Origin of the sequence: Brevundimonas sp. UBA2503 (assembly GCF_002341485.1) — a bacterium.
Lineage (GTDB): Bacteria > Pseudomonadota > Alphaproteobacteria > Caulobacterales > Caulobacteraceae > Brevundimonas > Brevundimonas halotolerans.
This window is the reverse complement of sequence record NZ_DDOD01000019.1, coordinates 1-19,057: the sequence shown is the minus strand read 5'-3', so window position 1 is coordinate 19,057 and position 19,057 is coordinate 1. Positions and strand designations below refer to the sequence as shown.

Genomic DNA, 19,057 nt, shown 5'->3' with positions numbered 1-19,057 from the left:
AGAAACACGCTAGACGCCGCTATGGCCTTGAAACTCGCCATTGTCGGCCGCCCCAATGTGGGCAAGTCCACCCTGTTCAATCGGCTGGTTGGAAAACGCCTGGCCCTGGTCGATGACCGGCCGGGGGTTACGCGTGATCGTCGCTATGCCAAGGGCAGTCTCGGCGACCTTGAATTGACCCTGATCGACACGGCCGGGTTCGAGGACATCAGCGACGACAGTCTGGAATCGCGCATGCGCGAACAGACCGAGGCGGCGATTGCCGACGGCGACCTGATCCTGTTCATGGTCGACGCCCGCGAAGGCGTGACCCCGCTGGACCGGATCTTTGCCGAACGCCTTCGGCGTCAGCCCAAGCCCATCGTGCTGGTCGCCAACAAGTCCGAGAGCCGGGAAAGCGGTGGTGGCGTCGGCGAGGCGCATGCCCTGGGCTTTGGCGAGCCGGTGGCGCTTTCGGCCGAGCACGGTGAGGGGATGGCGGACCTGTATGCCGCCCTTGTGGCTGCTGCCGGGCAGGAATCCTTCATCGCCGACGAAGAGGACGACGCCGACAAGCCGATCCGCATCGCCATCATCGGTCGCCCCAATGCCGGCAAGTCGACCCTGATCAACCGGTTGATCGGTGAGGATCGCATGCTGACCGGTCCTGAAGCCGGCATCACCCGCGACTCGATCTCGGTCGACTGGGAATATGAGGGGCGTAACATCCGGTTGGTCGACACGGCCGGCATGCGCCGCAAGGCCCGCGTGCAGGAGAAGCTGGAGAAGCTGTCGGTCGCCGACACCATCCGCGCCATCACCTTTGCCGAGGTGGTCGTGCTGGTGATGGACAAGGACAATGCCTTTGACATCCAGGACCTGCAGCTGGCCGATCTGGTCGAGCGCGAGGGCCGGGCCATTGTCTATGTGGCCTCGAAGTGGGACCTGGAAGAAGACCCCCAGGCGCGTCTGGCCGAGCTGACGCGACTGGCGGACAGCAAGCTGTCCCAGCTGCGCGGCACACCGTTCGTGGCCCTGTCGGCGCATTCGGGCTGGGGCGTGGACCGGTTGATGCCTGCCATCATCAAGGCCCATGAGACCTGGTCGGTGAAGGTGAAAACCCGCGACCTCAACGACTGGCTGGCTGTGGCCACGCAGCGGCACCCGCCCCCCGCCGTTGACGGCAAGCGGATCAAGCCGAAATACATGGCCCAGACCAAGGCTCGCCCGCCGACCTTTGTGCTGTTTGCCAGCCGGGCATCATCGATGCCCGAGACCTACAAGCGTTATTTGATCAATGCCTTGCGGGAGAGTTTTGACCTTCCGGGTACGCCCATGCGCCTGACCGTCAAATCGGGCGGGACCAATCCCTATGCCGAGGGCGGCGCCAAGTCGGGGCCGGAACGCTACAAGGGGGCCGCCAAGACCGCACCGCGCCGGATCAAGAAGGCCGAAAAGGCCGAGGCCCTGTCCAACCTGCCCGGCAAGGCGCTGGAGCAGAAGAAGGCCGGTGGCCCCAAGCCGAAGATCGTCAGCGGCCTGAAGGCGCGGTCGTCCAAGAAGGCCGGTCAGAGCGTGGCGGTGCAAAAGGGCGCCCGCGGCGGCGCCCGCCAGGTCAGCCGCTCCGGCCGCATCCGCACTGGCCAGAAGCACGCGCCGAAGAAGTAGGGGCGATCAGCGCGTCAGCTGCAGTCGTCGATCATGAATTCGAACACGGCCCCGACCATTTCGGCGAGGTCCGCGTCTTCAAACAGCATGCCGGCCAGTTCGTTCTCGGCCATGTGACCGGCCCTGAAGAAGAGGATGTCGCCGTCGGCCGCGACCTCGCTCAGACCGGACCAGGCGATGCGGTAGTGGGGGGCCGGGGTCACATTCGGACTGTTGTCGAGAATGGTGGGCGTCGCCAGCTCCATATAGCAGTCGGACGTCACCTTGGCGCCGCTGATCTCGCGGATCATATACCAGTGCTCGGGCGTGCCCTCGTCACCGTGGACATTCATGATGAGGACGTTCTCGGTCGAGAACATCTCGACCATGGCGCCTTCCAGCTCGGCGCGGCTGGGATCCTGGGCCGAGGCTGCGGCGGGCGTCAGCAACAGCAGGAGGGTGGTCAGACCCGCGAGAAGAAGGCGCATGGGGAAGGCTCCGATTTGCCGCGACGCTAACAGCGCAATCGAAGGTCGAACAGCGCTTTATTCAGACCTGCGAAGCCTTCCAATCCTTGAAGCTTACCACCCCCGGCGGCATCTGATCGCCGCGCGCCAGATCGACGATCAGGGGTGCGATTTCGGACGGATGAGGCAGGGTTTCGGGATCCTCGCCCGGATAGGCCTGGGCCCGCAGGCGGGTCCGCATACGGCCGGGGTCCAGCACGGTGGCGCGGATCGGGGTGGACTCGATTTCGTCGGCCCAGCAGCGCACGAGAACCTCGGCGGCGGCCTTGGTCGCGGCATAGCTGCCCCAGAAGGCCTTGGGCGCGGTGGCGAGGCTGGTGGTCAGATGGATGGCGCGGCCGGCGTCCGAGGCGCGCAGCAGCGGCTCCAGCGAGCGGATCAGGCGATAGACCGCGGTCAGATTGACCTTTTCGATCTTGGCGAACTGGCGCGGGTCCGCATGGGCCACCGGGGTCAGGCCCTCGGCCCCCATGGTGGCGGCGGTGTTGACCCAGATGTCCAGCCGCCCGAACCGCTCGTAAAGCGCCCCGCCCAGCCGGTCGATGGCGCCGCCATCGACCAGATCGAACGGGATCAGAGTGGCGTGCTGACCGGTGGCGGCAAAGATGGCGTCGTCCAGCTCTTCCAGACCGCCCTGGGTGCGGGCCGTGGCCACGACATGGGCGCCGGCCTTGGCAAGTCCCAGAGCGGCCTCATAGCCGATGCCGCGCGAGGCACCGGTGACCAGGGCGATACGGTCTTTCAGCACAGGGGTCTCAACCATGAATCAGGCGCTGACCAGCAGGGACAGTTGACGCGGGGAGGCGTCGCGGCCGCCCTCCGCGATCTCGCGGTCGAGCAGGCGCGTCGGATAGTCACCGGTGAAATAGTGGTCAGTGAACTGGGGATTGGCGGGGTCGCGCGGACCCGCCTCCATGGCGGCATACAGGCCGTCGACCGACAGGAAGCCGAGGCTGTCGACCTCGAGCAGGGCCCGCATTTCCTCAAGCGTCTTGTTGGCCGCCAGCAGCTGTTCCCGCTCGGGCATGTCGATGCCGTAAAAGTCGGGATAGAGGATCGGGGGGCTGGCCGAGCGCAGGTGAACCTCGGTGGCGCCGGCGGCCCGTACGGCGCGGACCAGTTTGACCGAAGTGGTGCCGCGGACGATCGAGTCGTCGATCAGTACGACGCGCTTGCCCTCAAGGACCGAGCGGTTGGGGCTGTGCTTCATGCGCACACCCTTCTGCCGGGCGCCCTGGCTGGGCTGGATGAAGGTGCGGCCCAGATAGTGGCTACGGATGATGCCCATCTCATAGGGGATGCCGCTGGCCTGCGAATAGCCGAGCGCGGCGGGCACGCCCGAGTCCGGCACGGGCACCACGACGTCTGCATCGATGGCATGCTCGCGGGCCAGGCCGTGGCCCATGCGCTTGCGGACCTCATAGACCGAACGCCCGTTCACCACGCTGTCGGGGCGGGCGAAATAGACATACTCGAACAGACAGGGCCGGGCGGCGCGCGCCGGGAAGGGCTTGAGCGAGCGCAGGCCGTCCTCGTCGATCACGACGACCTCGCCATGTTCGACATCGCGGACGAAGGTGGCGCCCATGGTGTCGAGCGCGCAGGTCTCGGACGCCAGCACCCAGGCGTCGCCAAGACGGCCCAGGACCAGCGGGCGGATACCCAGCGGGTCACGCGCGCCGATCATCTTCTTGGGTGTCTGGGCGACCAGGGCATAGCCGCCCTCGATCCGGGCAAGGGCGTCGATGAAGCGGTCCACCACCCGGGCCTTACGGCTGCGGGCGATCAGGTGAAGGATGACCTCGGAGTCGGAGGTCGACTGGAAGATGGCGCCCTCTGCGACCAGCTGGTTCCGCAGGAACAGGAAATTGGTCAGGTTGCCGTTGTGGGCGACGGCGATGCCGCCGGTGTCCAGATCGGCGAACATCGGCTGGATATTACGCAGGAAACTGCCGCCCGAGGTCGAATAGCGCGTGTGGCCGACCGAGGCGCTGCCGGGCAGGCGACCGGTCAGGTCGGTGCTGCCGAAGGCCTCGCCGACCAGTCCGACGTGACGTTCGGTATGAAAATGGGTGTCGGCGACACTGGCGATACCGCAGGCTTCCTGTCCGCGGTGCTGCAGGGCGTGCAGACCCAGGGCGACGATCGAGGAAGCTTCGTTCCCGGGGGCGCCCCAGACGCCGCAGACGCCACACTCCAGACGCAGCTGGTCATCGTCGCTCTCGCGCTCGGGCCAGTGGTGGATAACGGGATCGGCGAGGCGGTGGGACATCGTCGGCGGCTCCGATGACCTGGGAAGAAACAACTAGCGGGCGGTATCGGGCGAGTTAGGCCCTGTTTGTGTTTTCGGCAAGGCATCGTCGCCGGAAAACCCTTGGCGTACGGACGAATCGACGACGGGGGCGAGGGCGTCGGCGCCCCTTCCGATACCCGGCAGCACGAACTGGATGGCCCGCGCTGCGCCGGCGCTGAGTGAGTAAAGACTGGCCTCACCCAGCCAGCGCGGGGTCTTCTCGCCCGGCATGGCGGCCACCACGACCAGATGGATGGCACCCAGCAGGACGAGGGCACGCGTCAGCCCGACAACGATGCCGAAGATGCGGTCGATCCCGCCCAGATGCGGATGGGCCTGGGCCCGGCGAGACAGGGTCGAGCCAAAGATCCGAACGCCGAAATAGACCAGCAGGAAGGTGGCCAGTGCCGCCAGCAGCGTGCCGGCCCAGTCCGGGTCGATCAGCGCCTTGCCCACCGGGGCCGACAGCGGCAGGGCAATCAGGGCGATGAAGGCCGCCAGCACAAAGCTGAGCAGGGTCAGCAGCTCACGCGTGCCACCGCGAATCCAGCCCGCCGCGCCGGACGCCAGAAGGATCACTACGGAAATGACGTCCCATGCGGTCATGGCGTCTCCTCCCCATTGCAAATGAGGAGGGGGACCGCGAAGCGTTGGAGGGGCTCTTTTTGCCCCACTGACTTGCTCGTGCTCGTCACACAACCCCTCCGTCTCGTCGGCTGCGCCGCCGATCCACCTCCCCATTCGCTGCGCGAACAGGGAGGAGACAAGCGTCTAATACCGGTTTTGCGAGATTCGTTCGACCGCTTCGGCCAGACGGCTGAGCGAGGTCGCGGCGATGTCGGTCGGCTCGTGGCTGAGCGGCGGGCAGAGCGCCTTGTCAAAGCCCAGCTTCATCGCCTCGCGCAGGCGGGCCTCGGCGCGGCCCACGGCGCGAACCTCGCCCGACAGACCGATCTCGCCAAACACCACACAGCCCTTGGGCAGGGGCACATCGCAGACGGAGCTGATCAGGGCCGCAGCGGCAGCGAGGTCGGCGGCGGGCTCATTGATCTTCAGCCCCCCGGCCACATTCAGATAGATGTCGCGGTCGCCAAAGCCGAGGCCGCAGCGCGACTCCAGCACCGCCAGCACCATGGCCAGACGACCTGAGTCCCAGCCCACCACGGCGCGGCGCGGCGTGCCATAGGCCGAGGGCGCCGACAGGGCCTGGATCTCGACCAGCACCGGCCGGGAGCCCTCTATGCCGGCAAAGACGGCGGTGCCCGGCTCGCGCTCTGACCGGTCACCGTTCTGGTCCCCGAGGAACAGGGCCGAGGGGTTGGTGACCTCGCGCAGGCCGGTGTCGCCCATTTCAAACACACCGATTTCGTCGGTCGCGCCAAAGCGGTTCTTGCCGGCCCGCAGCACCCGGAACGGGTAGCCGCGCTCGCCCTCGAAATTGAGCACCGCATCGACCATGTGTTCGACCACGCGCGGACCGGCGACCTGTCCGTCCTTGGTCACGTGGCCGACCAGAATCATCGCCGGGCCGCCCGCCTTGGCCAGCCGCACCAGCTCCGAGGCACAGGCCCGCACCTGCACGATCGAGCCGGGCCCGGCCTCGTGCACATCGGACCACAGGGTCTGGATGGAATCGATGACCACCAGATCGAAGGCCTCACGCTTCAGCGTCGCCACGATCTCGCGCAACGCCGTGGCCGAGGCCAGCGCCACATCGGCCTGGGCCAGACCCATGCGGCGGGCGCGCGAGCGGATCTGTTCCACCGCCTCCTCACCCGACAGATAGGCGACCTTGGCCCCCTTCAGCGCCGCGCGGGCGCAGACCTCGAGCAGCAGGGTCGACTTGCCGACGCCGGGGTCCCCGCTGATCAACAGGGCCGAGCCGGGCACCAGCCCACCACCGCAGACACGGTCGAACTCGCTGACCCCAGTGATCAGGCGGGCCGGTTCCGGGCTTTCCGACTTCAGATCCTCGAACTGGATGCCGCGCGCGCGCTTGGTGGCCGCGGGCTTGAGGGCTCCCGGCGGCGCACCACCGACCTCCTCGGTCAGACAGTTCCACTCGCCGCAGGCCGAGCACTGACCGGCCCATTTGGCATGGACGGCCCCGCAGACGCGGCAGATGTATTGGGATGAGTCACGAGCCATGCGAACGGCTTACACCGATTTCCGCGCGCGGCGCAGAGGGTCAGATATTGCCTGCGACCGATCCTGACGTAGGCTTAGCCGGTATAGGTGCGGTCCACCCGGCCGCCGACCGAGGTCAGCAGCTCATAGGCGATGGTGCCGGTGTCGCGCGCGGCATCGTCGATCGGGCGGTTGGAGCCGAACAGCTCGACCCGGTCGCCCTCGGCCACCTCGAGACCGGTGACGTCGACCGCCAGGGCATCCATGGAAATCCGCCCCAGAATGGGCCGCAGATGCCCGGCCACGAAGACCTGACCCCGGGGGCTGGTGGCGCGCATCACCCCGTCGGCATAGCCCGCGCCGACGGTAGCGACGGTCAGAGGCTGGTTCGCGACCTTGCCCCGGGCATAGCCGACGCTTTCACCCACCGGCACCTGACGCACCTGCAGGATGGGGGCGCTGAAGGTCGCGACGGGCCGGATGCGCGGGTCCGGCCGCCCCTCGGGCCCGCCGCCCCACAGGCTGATTCCGGGACGCACGGTATCAAAGCCATAGTCCGGTCCGAGGAAGCACCCCCCCGAATTGGCGAAGGACGCAAGGGCGTCGGGATAGCGCGGCCGCAGGGCGGCGAAGGAGTCGCGCTGCTGCGCGTTCATCAGGCTGTCGGGGTCGTCGGCGCAGGCCAGATGGCTCATCACCAGCGCGAGACCAAGGAAGGGAGGCGGGGCCTGCTCTGGCCGAAAGCCCAGCCGGTTCATGCCGGTGTCGATGTGCAGGCCACACGGTCCGCCGCCTGAATCCTGCCAGCGGATCAGCTGGTCGGCGTGATTGATCACGGGACGGAGGCCCGCCTCCCGCAGCGCCACCGCCGCGCCCTCGGTACAACCATCCAGCACATAGACGATCGGATCGGTGCCAATCGCCTCGCGCAGGGCCAGCCCCTCGGACAGACGGGCGACGAAGAAGGTCCGCGCCCCCGCCAGCATCAGCCGCGTCACACAGGCCTGCATCCCCAGCCCATAGGCATCCGCCTTGACAACCGGCTGCACCGGCCGCCCGGTCAGGCGTTCGAGGAAGGCGTGGTTGGCGGCGAGCGCGTCGAGATCGACCGAAAGGCGGGCACGGGTCATCGGCCACTTATGCCGCAAGTGCGAAGGGCACGGAAAGCCCCCGTCTCGATCCCGGCCTCAATCGCCGTATTGATTGTCGTAGCGGTTGTCGTGGGCGAGGTTGCCGAAGCGGGTGGTGTCGGCGTCGAAGGACAGGCGGACGGTGCCGATCGGGCCGTGGCGCTGCTTGCCGATGATGACCTCGGCGACGTGCTGCAGCTGGTCCATGTCCTGCTGCCACTTCAGGTGTTCCTCGGTGCCCTCGCGCGGTTCGGAGCGGCCGAGGTAATAGCTTTCGCGATAGACGAACATGACCACGTCGGCATCCTGTTCGATCGAGCCGGATTCGCGCAGGTCGGACAGTTGAGGCCGCTTGTCGTCTCGGCTTTCGACCTGACGCGACAACTGCGACAGGGCCAGAACAGGCACGTTCAGTTCCTTGGCCAGGGCCTTGAGGGCGCCGGTGATCTCGGAGACCTCCTGCACGCGGTTCTTCTGATTGTTGGCGTCGCCTACGGTCAGCAGCTGCAGATAGTCGACGATGATCAGGTCGAGGCCGTGTTCCTGACGCTTCAGGCGGCGGGCGCGAGCGGCCATTTTCGAGATGGCCAGACCGCCGGTGGCGTCGATGTAGAGGGGGCTTTCGCCAATCTCGATGGCCGCGTCGCGCAGCCGTCCATAGTCCGAGGCGTCGATCTCGCCCTTGCGCAGGCGGTCCGACGAAATGCCGGAGGCGTCGGCCAGGATCCGCATGGCCAGCTGTTCGGCGCTCATTTCCAGCGAGAAGAAGGCGACCACGCCGCCTGAGACGGTCTTGCGGCCCTCGGGCGTCGGCTCCCAGCGATAGTTGCGGGCGACGTTGAAGGCGACATTGGTCGCCAGCGAGGTCTTGCCCATCGACGGACGTCCCGCGAGGATCAGCAGGTCGGAGGGGTAGAGGCCGCCCAGCTTCTGGTCGAGGTCGTCCAGCTGCGTGGCCAGACCGGCCAGCTTGCCGTCGCGCTGATAGGCTTCGCCCGCCATCTGGACCGCGCCGGCTAGGGCCTGCGAAAAGCTGACAAAACCGGACGACGGCTTGCCGGTCTCGGCGAGGGTATAGAGCGACTGTTCGGCGACCTCGATCTGGTCCAGGGCCGGCGTTTCCGGGTCGGGGGCGGCGCGGCTGATGTCGCCACCGATGCGGATCAGCTCGCGTCGAAGGGCCAGGTCGTAGATGACGCGGGCATAGTCGGGCGCATTGGCAGCGGGCGGGGCGCGGTCGACCAGATCGGCCAGATAGCGCAGGCCGCCGAACTGTTCGAAGGCCGGATCCTGCTTGAAGCGGCCCATCAGCAGGGTCGGCTCGGCCAGCAGGCCCTGACGGATGTGATCCTCGATCACATCATAGAGGCGCTGGTGGAACGGCTCATGGAAATGGCTGCCGCGCAGTTTGTCGGACAGGCGCTCAAAGGCGGCATTGTCGAACAACAGACAGCCCAGCAGCGCCTGCTCGGCCTCGAGGTTATGGGGCAGGGACTGAGGACCGGAGTCCGACAGCGACGGGGGGGCAAGCGCGTTCATGGGTTAACTCTTAACCGCCTCTGCGTCAGGTGCGGTCGCAAAGCTGTCGATAGTCTGTCCGCGCTGTGGACGGATGAATTCCGGCCACGAAAAAGGGGATGCACCGACCGGCGCATCCCCCTCATTCATCGGCAGTCAGTCGGGTGGGAGGCGATCAGGCCTCTTCGCCCAGGCCGTCTTGCTGGCCAGCGCCGCCTTCGATCATGTCCTGGGCAGCCTGTTCGGCCGCCTGGCGCTCATCATCGAACTGCGAGCGGATGACGTCTTCACCCTTGGCCTGACGTTCGGCTTCGTCGGACGAACGGGCGACGTTCATCTTGACGGTAGCCGCGACCTCGGCGTGCAGGCGGACCTGCACCTCGTGGACACCCAGCACCTTGATCGGAACGTGCAGCACGATCTGGCTACGCTCGACCAGGCCACCTTCGGCGCGGATGGCCTCGGCCACATCGCGACCGGCGACCGAACCGTACAGCTGGCCGGTTTCGCCGGCCTGACGGATCATGACGTAGGTCTGACCGTCGATCTTGTCGGCGATCTTCTGGGCTTCGGCCTTGTTCTTGTCGTTACGGGCCTCGATGGCGGCGCGTTCGACTTCGAAGGCTTTCAGGTTGGCAGACGTCGCGCGGCGAGCCTTGTCGCGCGGCAGGAGGAAGTTACGGGCGAAGCCGTCCTTGACGGACACGACGTCGCCGATGGCGCCGAGGTTCTCGACGCGTTCAAGCAGAACGACCTTCATATCACTTCACCACATAAGGCAGGAGGGCCAGGTAACGCGCGCGCTTGATGGCCTTGGCCAGCAGGCGTTGCTTCTTCTGCGACACGGCCGTGATCCGCGACGGGACGATCTTGCCACGCTCGGAGATGTAGCGTTGCAGCAGCTTGACGTCCTTGTAGTCGATCTTCGGCGCGTTATCGCCGGAGAACGGGCAGACCTTGCGACGACGGAAGAACGGACGACGGGCGGGGCCGTCGCCTACCGGGGCGCCCGGCTTGGGGGCCGCGTTGGAGGATAGGGTATTGGTCATGGGGCCGGTCCTTATTCCGAAGCGTTGGAGGAATCGTCGCGGGTCGAGCGTTCACGCTCGCGCTCACGACGGGCCAGAAGCGGCGACAGTTCCAGGTCGAGTTCCTCGACGCGGACGGTCAGCCAGCGCAGCACGTCTTCGTTGATCGACAGCTGACGCTCGACCTCGGCCATGGCGGCCGGGGGGCAGTCGATCGCCATCAGCGAATAGTGAGCCTTGCGGTTCTTCTTCACGCGATAGGTCAGGTTGCGCAGACCCCAGTATTCGATCTTGGCGACAGCTCCGCCGCCTTGCTCGATAAGGCCCTTAATCGTTTCATTGAGGGCTTCGGCCTGTTGCGCGCTGATGTCCTGGCGCGACATGACCGTGTGCTCGTATAGAGCCATTCGTCATCTCCCTTGTAGGGTCTCGGCGCTCGGATGACCGGGTAAGTCGACCGAACGATGGCTCCCGAAGCGGCGGCAGGGATGACTTCCCGTACCCTTTGGTGTTCCGTTTTCGGGACCGAAGCCCTGGAAAGCGGCGGCGTATAGGGGGTTTTCGGCCAAACAGCAAGCGTTCCCGGGCTGTGAATGCCACGGCCTGCGACGGAATGGTCTCAACGGTTTATTGTTCGGGAAGCATCGACACTCTATCTTCGCCGTATGACCCAACGCTGGACGCCTGATAGCTGGAGATCGAAGCCTGTCGTGCAGATGCCGACGGACTATCCCGACGCGGGCGCCCTGGCCGGCGTCGAGGACGAACTGCGTGCCCTGCCGCCGCTGGTATTCGCCGGTGAAGCGCGGCGCCTGACCGACCGGCTGGCCCAGGTCGAGGCGGGCAATGCCTTCCTGCTGCAGGGCGGCGATTGCGCCGAAAGCTTCAAGGAGTTTTCGACCGACAACATCCGCGATACCTTCCGCCTGATCCTGCAGATGGCGGTCGTGCTGACCTTTGCGGGCCGCAAGCCGGTGGTGAAGGTGGGCCGGATCGCCGGCCAGTTCGCCAAGCCGCGCTCGTCCTCAGTCGAGATGATCGATGGCGTCGAGCTGCCCAGCTATCGCGGCGACATCATCAACGGCATGGGCTTTAACCCGACCGAGCGGGTGCCGGATCCGCAGCGCCTGCTGAAAGCCTATCACCAGTCGGCCTCGACGCTGAACCTGCTGCGCGCCTTTGCCGGAGGCGGCTATGCGGACCTCTACAACATACATCGCTGGACGCTGGGGTTCGCCGCCGACAACTCGTATGGCGCGCGCTATCGCGAACTGGCCGACAAGATCGGCGAGGCCCTGGCCTTCATGGAAGCGGTCGGGGTGACCCCGGAAAGCCATCCTGACCTGTCGCGCGTCGAGGTCTTCACCAGCCACGAGGCCCTGCTGCTCAATCTGGAGTCGGCGCTGACCCGACTGGACGGGGCCAGCGGCGAATGGTTCGACACCTCGGCCCACATGGTCTGGATCGGGGAACGCACGCGCCAGCCGGACGGCGCCCACGTCGAGTTCGCCCGGGGCATCAAGAACCCGATCGGCCTGAAGTGCGGCCCGACCATGGAGCCGGAGGACCTGTTACGGCTTCTGGACATCCTCAACCCCGACAACATCCCCGGCCGGATGACACTGATCGGCCGCTTCGGCTCGGACAAGGTGGGCGAGCGCCTGCCGCGGCTGATGCGCGACATCAAGGCCGCCGGTCGCCGGGTCGTCTGGTCGATCGACCCCATGCACGGCAACACGCTGAAGGCGGGCAATGGCTACAAGACCCGGCCGTTCGAGCGGATCCTGAGCGAGGTCCGGACCTTCATCGATGTGGCCGAGTCCGAAGGCGTGCACCCGGGCGGCGTGCATCTGGAGATGACCGGCCAGAACGTCACCGAATGTCTGGGCGGGGCGCAAATGCTGACCGAGGACGACCTCAGCAGCCGTTATCACACCCATTGCGACCCGCGCCTGAATGCCGACCAGGCGCTCGAGCTGGCCTTTCTGGTCGCCGAGCGACTGAAATCCGGGCGGCAGTCCCGCTCGGCCGCAGCCTGAGGTCGCGATGGCCAAGGGACGCGTGGCCTATCAGGGAGCTCCGGGATCCTTCAGTCATGAGGCCTGCGCCGTGCTGCGCCCCTGGGATGAAGCCATCGGCCACGACACCTTCGAGGCCGCAATCCAGTCCGTCCACGGCGGGCGGTGCGACTGCGCCCTGATCCCCGTCGAGAACTCCCAGATCGGAGACGTTCAGCCGGCAAGACGGCTGCTCGATGCTTCGGGACTGGATATGCTGGCCGAGGTGTGGCGCCCGATCCGGCTGGCGCTGATGGCCCCCCGCGGCGCCCGCCTGTCAGATGTGCGCACGGTGGAAAGCCACCCGGTGGCGCTGGGGCAATGCATGGGCACAATGGCGGCGCTGAACCTCACGCCGGTCGAAGCCTTTGATACAGCCGGCGCGGCCCGTGCGGTCGCCGAAGCGGAAGATCCGACCCGGGCGGCGCTTGCACCCGCCGGCGCCGCCGAGATTTACGGATTGTCGATTTTGCGCAACGACATGCAGGATTCTGCCGATAACCGCACGCGATTTGTCCTGCTGGGGCGCAAAGGCGCTTGACGGCGCACGAATTCTGCGGGCATCACCGATCCATGGCCTCCAAGCGCGCCCTGACTTCCGCTTTTGACGCCCGCGATTTCGCGGCGTCGGCCCCCTATGCCTATGGCGTCTATTTCTACGGCTTTCGATACGCCGGCTGAGGCGTCCGGACCTTGCTCCTGACCTCTCACCGGCGACCGCTCCTGATGGAGCGGCGGACCTCGGCCTCACCGATCCTCCCCTTCGAAAGTTCTGTAAATGACCCTGACCCTTGTGAAATCCCCCGACGAAGCCGCTGAAACCGAACGCCTGACCCTGGCGGCGCTGCGGCACGAGATCGACCTGCTCGACTGCGAAATGGTGGCCCTGTTCCAGAAGCGGCTGGCGCTGGCCGACCGCGTGGGGCGCGCCAAGGACGCCCCGACCGGCGGCTATGTGAAGCTGCGCCCCGACCGCGAGCAGGCGGTGTTGGCCCATGTGCTCAAAGACGCGCGCCCCGACAGCCGCGATGCCATCGAGGCCCTGTGGCGCGAGGTCGTCGGCCATGGTTTGGCGCGTCAGGGCCAACTGTCGGTCCGGGTCTGGGCCCCGGTCGAGCCGGCGCGCGCCTTTGATGCGGCCCGCCTTCGCTTCGGCCGCGCCGCCGAGCTGAAGACCGAGCGCGATCCGCAGGCTGCCCTGGCCTTCGCCGCAGAGGGCAAAGGCGTCGCCGTGCTGGCCATCAACGCCGGCGACCCGTGGTGGATGGGCCTGCGCCGCGAATGGGCGGCCCTCAGCGTGTTCGAGGGGTTCGGCAGGGACATTCCGACGTCGCTCGCGGTCGGGCGGATCGATCCGGGGGCCCTGCCGCGCGGGGACCGGGTGCTGGTCACTGCCGGGGGCGATGCGGGTGACGGATCGGGCGCGGGACGTCGCGGGCTGGACACCCACCACGGCTGGACCCTGTCGCTGACCTCGGCGCCGGTCGTGCCAGGGGGCCCGGAGGGCTGCGTCGGCGCCATCGCCTGAGCGGCCGGTCAGGCCGCCATATTGTCGATCAGCCGGGTCCGCCCCAGCCAGGCGGCGGCCAGTATCCGCATCGGCCGATCGACGGCGGCCTTGAGCGGGTTGAGTGTCTCCGCATCGCGTACCGCGACATAGTCCACGCTGGCAAAGCCGTCGACGAGCAGCGCCGCGCCGGTCTCTTGCTCCACGGCGTCGATGGGATCGCCAGCACGGACGCGGGCCGCAGCGGCGGCCAGACGACCGTTCAGCCGGCGGGCGATGTCGAGCTCGCCCTCGCTGAGATAGGCGTTGCGGGAGGACAGGGCCAGACCGTGGCCGTCCCGCTCGGTCGGCACGCCGACGATGCGCGTGGGGATGTCGAGATCGGCGGCCAGCCGGGCGATGACCCGCAGCTGCTGGTAGTCCTTCTCCCCGAACAGGGCGACGTCGGCCTGCACCTGATTGAGCAGTTTGGCGACCACGATGGCGACGCCCGCGAAGAAGTGCGGGCGGTGATCGGTCTCCAGCCCGAGGGCGGGTCCGTCCATGGCGATGCGGGTAGCGAAGCCGGCCGGGTACATGGTTGACGCGGTCGGCGCGTAGAGCAGGTCGCAACCGGCCTCAGACAGCAGCGTCGCATCGCGCTCGAGCGTGCGCGGATAGGTGTCGAGGTCCTCGTGGGCGGCAAATTGGGTCGGGTTGACGAAGATGCTGGTGACCACGTGGCGCGCCTCCAGCCGCGCCTGCTCGACCAGCCGCAGGTGGCCGTCATGCAGGGCGCCCATGGTGGGCACGAAGGCCACCGTCTCGCCCGCTGCGTGCCAGCCGGCCACGACGCGACGCAGGTCGGCGGGGGACGCGGCGCGGAGCAGGGACGGGGCAGCTGAGTCCATGGTTGAGACCGGATTTACCTTCTCGCTTAAGCCTACTTGTGCACGGGGCTGCAACAGAGGGCGGGTAGGGTGGCCTTATGACGTCCGCAGAAGTCCTTCGTCCAGTGCAGAAGCACCGCGTTGTACGGGCCCTGACCCTGGGTCTGGCCCTCAGCGCGTCCGGCTGCGGCTGGGTTGAGCACGACCCGCACCGCTTCGAGCAGATGGCCGAGCGCGTGGCCGCCATCCCTGTCAGCCTGGACCGGCCCGGCAAGGGCCAGCTCGAGACCCCGATGAAGGCGGCCGACATGGGCCTGCGCGAAGCCCGGCCTGGTGCCGTCCGCGTCGAGGTCATGGATCCGCACGACCTGTGGGAAGCCCGCGACGGCGCCATGGAGGGGCTGGTGCAGGCGGCTGCTCCGGCCATCGCCGAGGCGGCGGTCGATGAGGTCGAGAAGCGAGTGGCCGCGGCGGTGCCCCGGATGCGCGCCCGCCCGGTTTCCACCCGTCGCGAGGCAGAGGATGCCTCGCTGGTCCAGCTGGGGGCGTTCGGCAGTGAGGCCTCGGCCCGCACGGCCTGGGCTCGTATCCGCTCGTCCGCGCCCGAGGCCCTCGCCGGTCTGACGCCGCGCTTCGAGCCGGTGACGGTCGATGGCCGCTCGCTGGTCCGCCTGAAGGTGGCCGTGCCCGCGTCGGGAGCTGCCGCCGTCTGTGCCGCCGCACGCATCCGCGACCCTTGGTGCCAAAGAGGCACGTGAGACCGGGAACGGCCTCCCGCTGACGATGAGCCGTTGACCGCGACCCGGTCGACCCCGATTTTGCGCCCGGGCCCCGCATGAGTCGCGGGGATGGGACAGAGTGCATGAACCAGCCGAGAGTCATCGTCGTCGGGAACGAGAAGGGGGGGGCCGGCAAGTCCACCCTGGCGATCCACATCGCCGTGGGCCTGCTGTACTCGGGCCGCAGCGTGGCGCTGCTGGACCTGGACCTGCGGCAGCGGTCGATGGCCCGCTTCTTCGACAACCGCCGGGCGTGGATGGCGGCCAACGGGCAGACGTTGCCCCTGCCGGTCGAGCCCGATCTGGGCGACGGCAAGGCGCTGGCCAGGGCCGGCGAAGAGGAACAGCTGGCCCGCTTCGAGGAGGCGTTCGCCGAGGCGCGCCGGATGGCCGATGTGGTGCTGATCGACACGCCGGGCGGGGACACCGCCCTGTCGCGGCGGGCGCACGGGCTGGCCGACCAGATCGTCACGCCGATGAACGACAGCTTCGTCGACTTCGACCTGCTGGGGCAGGTGGACCCGGTCACGCTGGATCTGATCCGGCCCTCGATCTACTCCGAGAGCGTGTGGGAGGCCCGCAAGAACCGGGCGATCGCAGGCGGCACGCCGATCGACTGGGTCGTGGTGACGAACCGCCTGGCCGTCGCGGCGGCGCGGAACCGGCAGCGGCTGACCGACCGGATGAAGAAGCTGGCCAAGCGGATCGGCTTCCGGATCGGACCGGGCCTCAGGGACCGGGTCATCTACCGCGAGCTGTTCCCCTTCGGGCTGACGGTGGCGGACCTGTCGAACGACATCCGGCCGGTGGCGGTGTCGCTGGCCCATGTGGCGGCGCGGCAGGAGATGCGGTCACTGATGGTGGCGCTGGGGCTGGAGGGGGCCGAGGCGGCCTTTGATGTGACAGAATGATCCTGCTGGCGGTCCTTGCGGTGGGGGTGGCCTTCTGGGCGCTGGTCCTGCTGGGGCGGCGGGCGGATGCGAACCGGCGGCAGGGGGCGATGCCCTTGGAGCAGGCCCGGTCCCTGCTGGGGGTCGGCACGGACGCGACCCCGGCCGAGGTCAACGCCGCCTGGCGCCGGCTGATGGGCCGGGCCCACCCGGATCAGGGTGGCACCGAAGGGCTGGCGGCCCAGCTGAACGCCGCGCGCGACGCCCTGCTGAAGCGCCGCTAGAGCACGTCCAGCAGCTCGACCTCGAACAGCAGGACGGAGTTCGGCGGGATGTCGCCGCCGACCCAGCGGTCGCCATAGGCCAGCGCGGCCGGGATGACGAACTGATACGTCTCGCCCTCGCGCATCAGGGCGACGCCCTCGGTCCAGCCCTTGATGACGCGGTTCAGCGGGAACTCGGCCGGTTCGTTGCGGCTGTACGAACTGTCGAACTCACGCCCGTCGATGAAGGTGCCGCGGTAGTGGACGCGGACGGTGTCGGTGGCCGCGGGCTGGCGGCCATCCGGGTTGGCGCGGCCGACGCGGCGGAACTGCAGGCCGCTGTCGGTGGTGGTCCAGCCGCGCCGCCCGTCGTTCCAGGCGAGATAGGCGGCCTGTCCGGCCTCCCAGCCTGCCTGGCTGGGGACGACGTCAGGGGCGGGCGCGGCGGTGGCGCAGGCGGTGAGCGCCAGGGCGGCCAGCGAAATCAGGGCGATACGGTGCAGCTTCATGCGGTGACGCTATCAGGCCGGCTTGTTGAGGCAAGCGGGATCAGTCGGGGCGCACGACCATACAGGTGACATTGCGGGCCGAGAGGGTCTCGCAGGCGGCGCGGGCGTCGGCTTCGGTAAAGCCGGTGAAGCGCGACCGGTACCAGCCCGAGGCCTCCTCGACCGACTGGCCGCTGCCCCGGAAGGTGGAGCGGAAACGGCGATTGACCTCGGTCAGCCAGTCGGCGGCGACGGTGCGGTCACGGAAGGCGCCGACCTGGACGCTCCAGGTGCTGGCGGCCGGGCGGCGGGCGGGTGTGCCACTGTTCAGGCTCGCGGTCGTACTGGAAGGCAGGACGGCCGGGCCCGAAGTCAGGACCACGTCAGGATCACGATCCCCCATGGCCTGGGCGAGGGGGGCAGGGGGTTCCGGTGTGACGGAGGCATAGACGACCGGAGGCGCCGACGGGACCGGGGCAGGCCCGATGCCATAGCCCTTTTGCTCGAAATAGAGCTGGGCGACCTCGATCCGTTCGCCGCCCGCGCGCTTTGCGGCGATCTCGAAGCCGGTATCCATCAGTTCGGCGACGTGGGCGTTGCGGGTGGCGCTGGAGCGTCCGCCCAGCACGACGGTGATCAGGCGGCGGCCATCGCGCACGGCCGAGGCGGCGAGGTTGTAGCCCGAGGCATTGATGTAGCCGGTCTTGATGCCGTCATAGCCCTGACCCGAGCGCAGCAGGCCATTGGTGTTGCGGTAGTCGCGGCCCTGATAGGTCCAACTGGAGACGCCGAAGAAGCGGTAATATTGCGGATAGTCGCGCATGACGGCGCGCGACAGGACGGTCAGGTCGCGGGCGGTGGTGATCTGGCGGCTGTCGGGCAGGCCGTTGGCATTGACGAAGCGGCTGTTGGTCATGCCCAGCGACTCGGCCTTGAGCGTCATCATGGCGGCGAAGCGGGCCTCGGACCCGGCGACATGTTCGGCCAGGGCGGTGGCCATATCATTGGCCGAGCGCAGGGCCGTGGCCTGGATGGCGTCTGCGACGGTGATCGTCTGACCGGCGGCGAGGCCCAGCTTGGACGGCGGCTGGGAGGCGGCGCGGGGCGAGACGCGGATCACGTCGTCCAGCTGGATGCGGCCCTCGGTGATCGCCTCGAACACCAGATACAGGGTCATGACCTTGGTGATGGAGGCCGGATAGCGACGGCTGTCGGCATGGCGGGCGAACATGACCTCGCCGGTCTGAGCATCGACCACAATTGCGGCGTAGCGCAGGTTCTCGCGGCTTTCCGCGGCCGGGGTGAACGCGCCGGGCAGGGGGCCGACGGTCAGCAGCGACAGGGACAGGAGGAGGACGACCGTACGCCGGAAGAACAGGGTCATGAGCGGTTTCTGCCTTACTGGATCAATACCTACGCATACGCACGCGGACGCCGACGGGACCGCACAGGCGGAAAGGCCTTATCCTATCATGAAGATGAGGGGTTTCATCGGGGTTAAGGCGCGATCAACAGACTTGTGATGAGGCGAGTGGCGAGTGGCGAGTGGCGAGTGGCGAGTGGTGAGTAGTGAGTAGGGCAGGGTCATCGGTCGGGCGGGAAAATACCGTCTGAATGGTCTGAACCGGCGACCTCCAGATCCTCCCCCATCGGGGGAGGGGGACCATCCGAAGGATGGTGGAGGGGGCTGACGTCAGTGGACACAGGCAGGCTTCCGGTGGGCGGCGGCCCTGCCCCCTCCACCCTAGCGCTGCGCGCTGCGGTCCCCCTCCCCCGATGGGGGAGGATTTTACCGTCTGAACCGTCTGAAATCGGCTCGTGCCTATACCGGTCGTCATCCTCGGGCTTGACCCGAGGATCGGTGTCGTCCGCGCCCGGGGCCATGGGGGCAGGGTCTGTGCGGGGACCGATACCGACTGCCCGCTCCGATCCTCGGGTCAAGCCCGAGGATGACG

General features: G+C 67.7%; 20 protein-coding genes. 7 read left to right on the top strand and 13 right to left on the bottom strand.

The features are described 5' to 3' along the window. Positions 1-21: 21 nt before the first annotated feature. Entirely contained in the window at positions 22-1,647 is a 1,626-nt protein-coding gene (gene der / locus B4K74_RS08435; protein ID WP_286692563.1) for a ribosome biogenesis GTPase Der, read from the top strand. A gap of 14 nt (positions 1,648-1,661) precedes the next feature. On the opposite strand, the gene B4K74_RS08430 is transcribed toward der, so the two are convergent. The 10 genes from B4K74_RS08430 to rpsF form a co-directional block, all read right to left on the bottom strand. Next, complete coding sequence (locus B4K74_RS08430) at positions 1,662-2,114, bottom strand: hypothetical protein (protein WP_286692562.1); 453 nt, start codon at positions 2,112-2,114, stop codon at positions 1,662-1,664. Positions 2,115-2,175: 61 nt separating this feature from the next. Continuing rightward, on the bottom strand, positions 2,176-2,916 hold the full coding sequence (locus B4K74_RS08425; protein WP_286692561.1) for an SDR family NAD(P)-dependent oxidoreductase: 741 nt from the start codon (positions 2,914-2,916) through the stop codon (positions 2,176-2,178). 3 nt (positions 2,917-2,919) lie between these two features. Continuing rightward, the gene (purF, locus tag B4K74_RS08420) at positions 2,920-4,425 is read right to left on the bottom strand and encodes an amidophosphoribosyltransferase (protein WP_286692560.1); all 1,506 of its coding nucleotides are present in this window, start codon (positions 4,423-4,425) and stop codon (positions 2,920-2,922) included. Between the two features lie 33 nt (positions 4,426-4,458). Then, positions 4,459-5,052 carry a CvpA family protein gene (locus B4K74_RS08415; protein ID WP_286692559.1) on the bottom strand — a complete coding sequence of 198 codons (594 nt, stop codon included), beginning with the start codon at positions 5,050-5,052 and terminating at the stop codon, positions 4,459-4,461. A 165-nt stretch (positions 5,053-5,217) separates the two neighbouring features. After that, positions 5,218-6,594: a DNA repair protein RadA gene (gene radA, locus B4K74_RS08410; protein ID WP_286692558.1), complete on the bottom strand. Its 1,377-nt coding sequence runs from the start codon at positions 6,592-6,594 to the stop codon at positions 5,218-5,220. A gap of 74 nt (positions 6,595-6,668) precedes the next feature. Then, the gene (gene alr, locus B4K74_RS08405; protein WP_286692557.1) at positions 6,669-7,703 is read right to left on the bottom strand and encodes an alanine racemase; all 1,035 of its coding nucleotides are present in this window, start codon (positions 7,701-7,703) and stop codon (positions 6,669-6,671) included. A 57-nt stretch (positions 7,704-7,760) separates the two neighbouring features. Then, positions 7,761-9,242 carry a replicative DNA helicase gene (locus tag B4K74_RS08400; RefSeq protein ID WP_286692556.1) on the bottom strand — a complete coding sequence of 494 codons (1,482 nt, stop codon included), beginning with the start codon at positions 9,240-9,242 and terminating at the stop codon, positions 7,761-7,763. Between the two features lie 154 nt (positions 9,243-9,396). Further along, entirely contained in the window at positions 9,397-9,981 is a 585-nt protein-coding gene (rplI, locus tag B4K74_RS08395) for a 50S ribosomal protein L9 (protein ID WP_123286382.1), read from the bottom strand. A gap of 1 nt (position 9,982) precedes the next feature. Next, positions 9,983-10,270, bottom strand: a complete 288-nt coding sequence (gene rpsR / locus B4K74_RS08390; protein ID WP_286692555.1) for a 30S ribosomal protein S18 — start codon at positions 10,268-10,270, stop codon at positions 9,983-9,985. Between the two features lie 11 nt (positions 10,271-10,281). After that, positions 10,282-10,656: a 30S ribosomal protein S6 gene (gene rpsF / locus B4K74_RS08385; RefSeq protein WP_123286384.1), complete on the bottom strand. Its 375-nt coding sequence runs from the start codon at positions 10,654-10,656 to the stop codon at positions 10,282-10,284. A gap of 258 nt (positions 10,657-10,914) precedes the next feature. Between rpsF and B4K74_RS08380 the strand changes: the two genes are divergently transcribed. From B4K74_RS08380 to B4K74_RS08370, 3 genes are all read left to right on the top strand, one after another. Further along, positions 10,915-12,288 (top strand): class II 3-deoxy-7-phosphoheptulonate synthase, encoded by a 1,374-nt coding sequence (locus B4K74_RS08380; protein ID WP_123286385.1) that lies wholly within the window; start codon positions 10,915-10,917, stop codon positions 12,286-12,288. Positions 12,289-12,295: 7 nt separating this feature from the next. Then, a complete protein-coding gene (locus B4K74_RS08375; protein ID WP_286692554.1) occupies positions 12,296-12,847 on the top strand; it encodes a prephenate dehydratase domain-containing protein in 552 nt (183 codons plus the stop codon). A gap of 237 nt (positions 12,848-13,084) precedes the next feature. Beyond that, positions 13,085-13,834 (top strand): chorismate mutase, encoded by a 750-nt coding sequence (locus tag B4K74_RS08370; protein WP_286692553.1) that lies wholly within the window; start codon positions 13,085-13,087, stop codon positions 13,832-13,834. A gap of 8 nt (positions 13,835-13,842) precedes the next feature. Here the strand turns inward: B4K74_RS08370 and panC are convergent, their stop codons facing one another. Then, a complete protein-coding gene (panC, locus tag B4K74_RS08365; RefSeq protein ID WP_286692552.1) occupies positions 13,843-14,703 on the bottom strand; it encodes a pantoate--beta-alanine ligase in 861 nt (286 codons plus the stop codon). A 104-nt stretch (positions 14,704-14,807) separates the two neighbouring features. On the opposite strand from panC, the gene B4K74_RS08360 reads away from it, so the two are divergent. From B4K74_RS08360 to B4K74_RS13500, 3 genes are all read left to right on the top strand, one after another. Beyond that, positions 14,808-15,440 (top strand): SPOR domain-containing protein, encoded by a 633-nt coding sequence (locus tag B4K74_RS08360; protein WP_286692551.1) that lies wholly within the window; start codon positions 14,808-14,810, stop codon positions 15,438-15,440. 104 nt (positions 15,441-15,544) lie between these two features. Continuing rightward, entirely contained in the window at positions 15,545-16,372 is an 828-nt protein-coding gene (locus B4K74_RS08355; protein ID WP_286692550.1) for a division plane positioning ATPase MipZ, read from the top strand. Then, positions 16,369-16,635, top strand: a complete 267-nt coding sequence (locus tag B4K74_RS13500) for a hypothetical protein (RefSeq protein ID WP_375782284.1) — start codon at positions 16,369-16,371, stop codon at positions 16,633-16,635. The genes B4K74_RS08355 and B4K74_RS13500 overlap by 4 nt, the downstream gene beginning before the upstream one ends. On the opposite strand, the gene B4K74_RS08345 is transcribed toward B4K74_RS13500, so the two are convergent. Together B4K74_RS08345 and B4K74_RS08340 are read right to left on the bottom strand one after the other, a co-directional pair. Then, positions 16,632-17,123, bottom strand: a complete 492-nt coding sequence (locus B4K74_RS08345; protein ID WP_339784575.1) for an FKBP-type peptidyl-prolyl cis-trans isomerase — start codon at positions 17,121-17,123, stop codon at positions 16,632-16,634. The genes B4K74_RS13500 and B4K74_RS08345 overlap by 4 nt on opposite strands. Positions 17,124-17,163: 40 nt before the next feature. After that, a complete protein-coding gene (locus B4K74_RS08340) occupies positions 17,164-18,486 on the bottom strand; it encodes a D-alanyl-D-alanine carboxypeptidase (RefSeq protein ID WP_286692549.1) in 1,323 nt (440 codons plus the stop codon). Positions 18,487-19,057 lie beyond the last annotated feature (571 nt).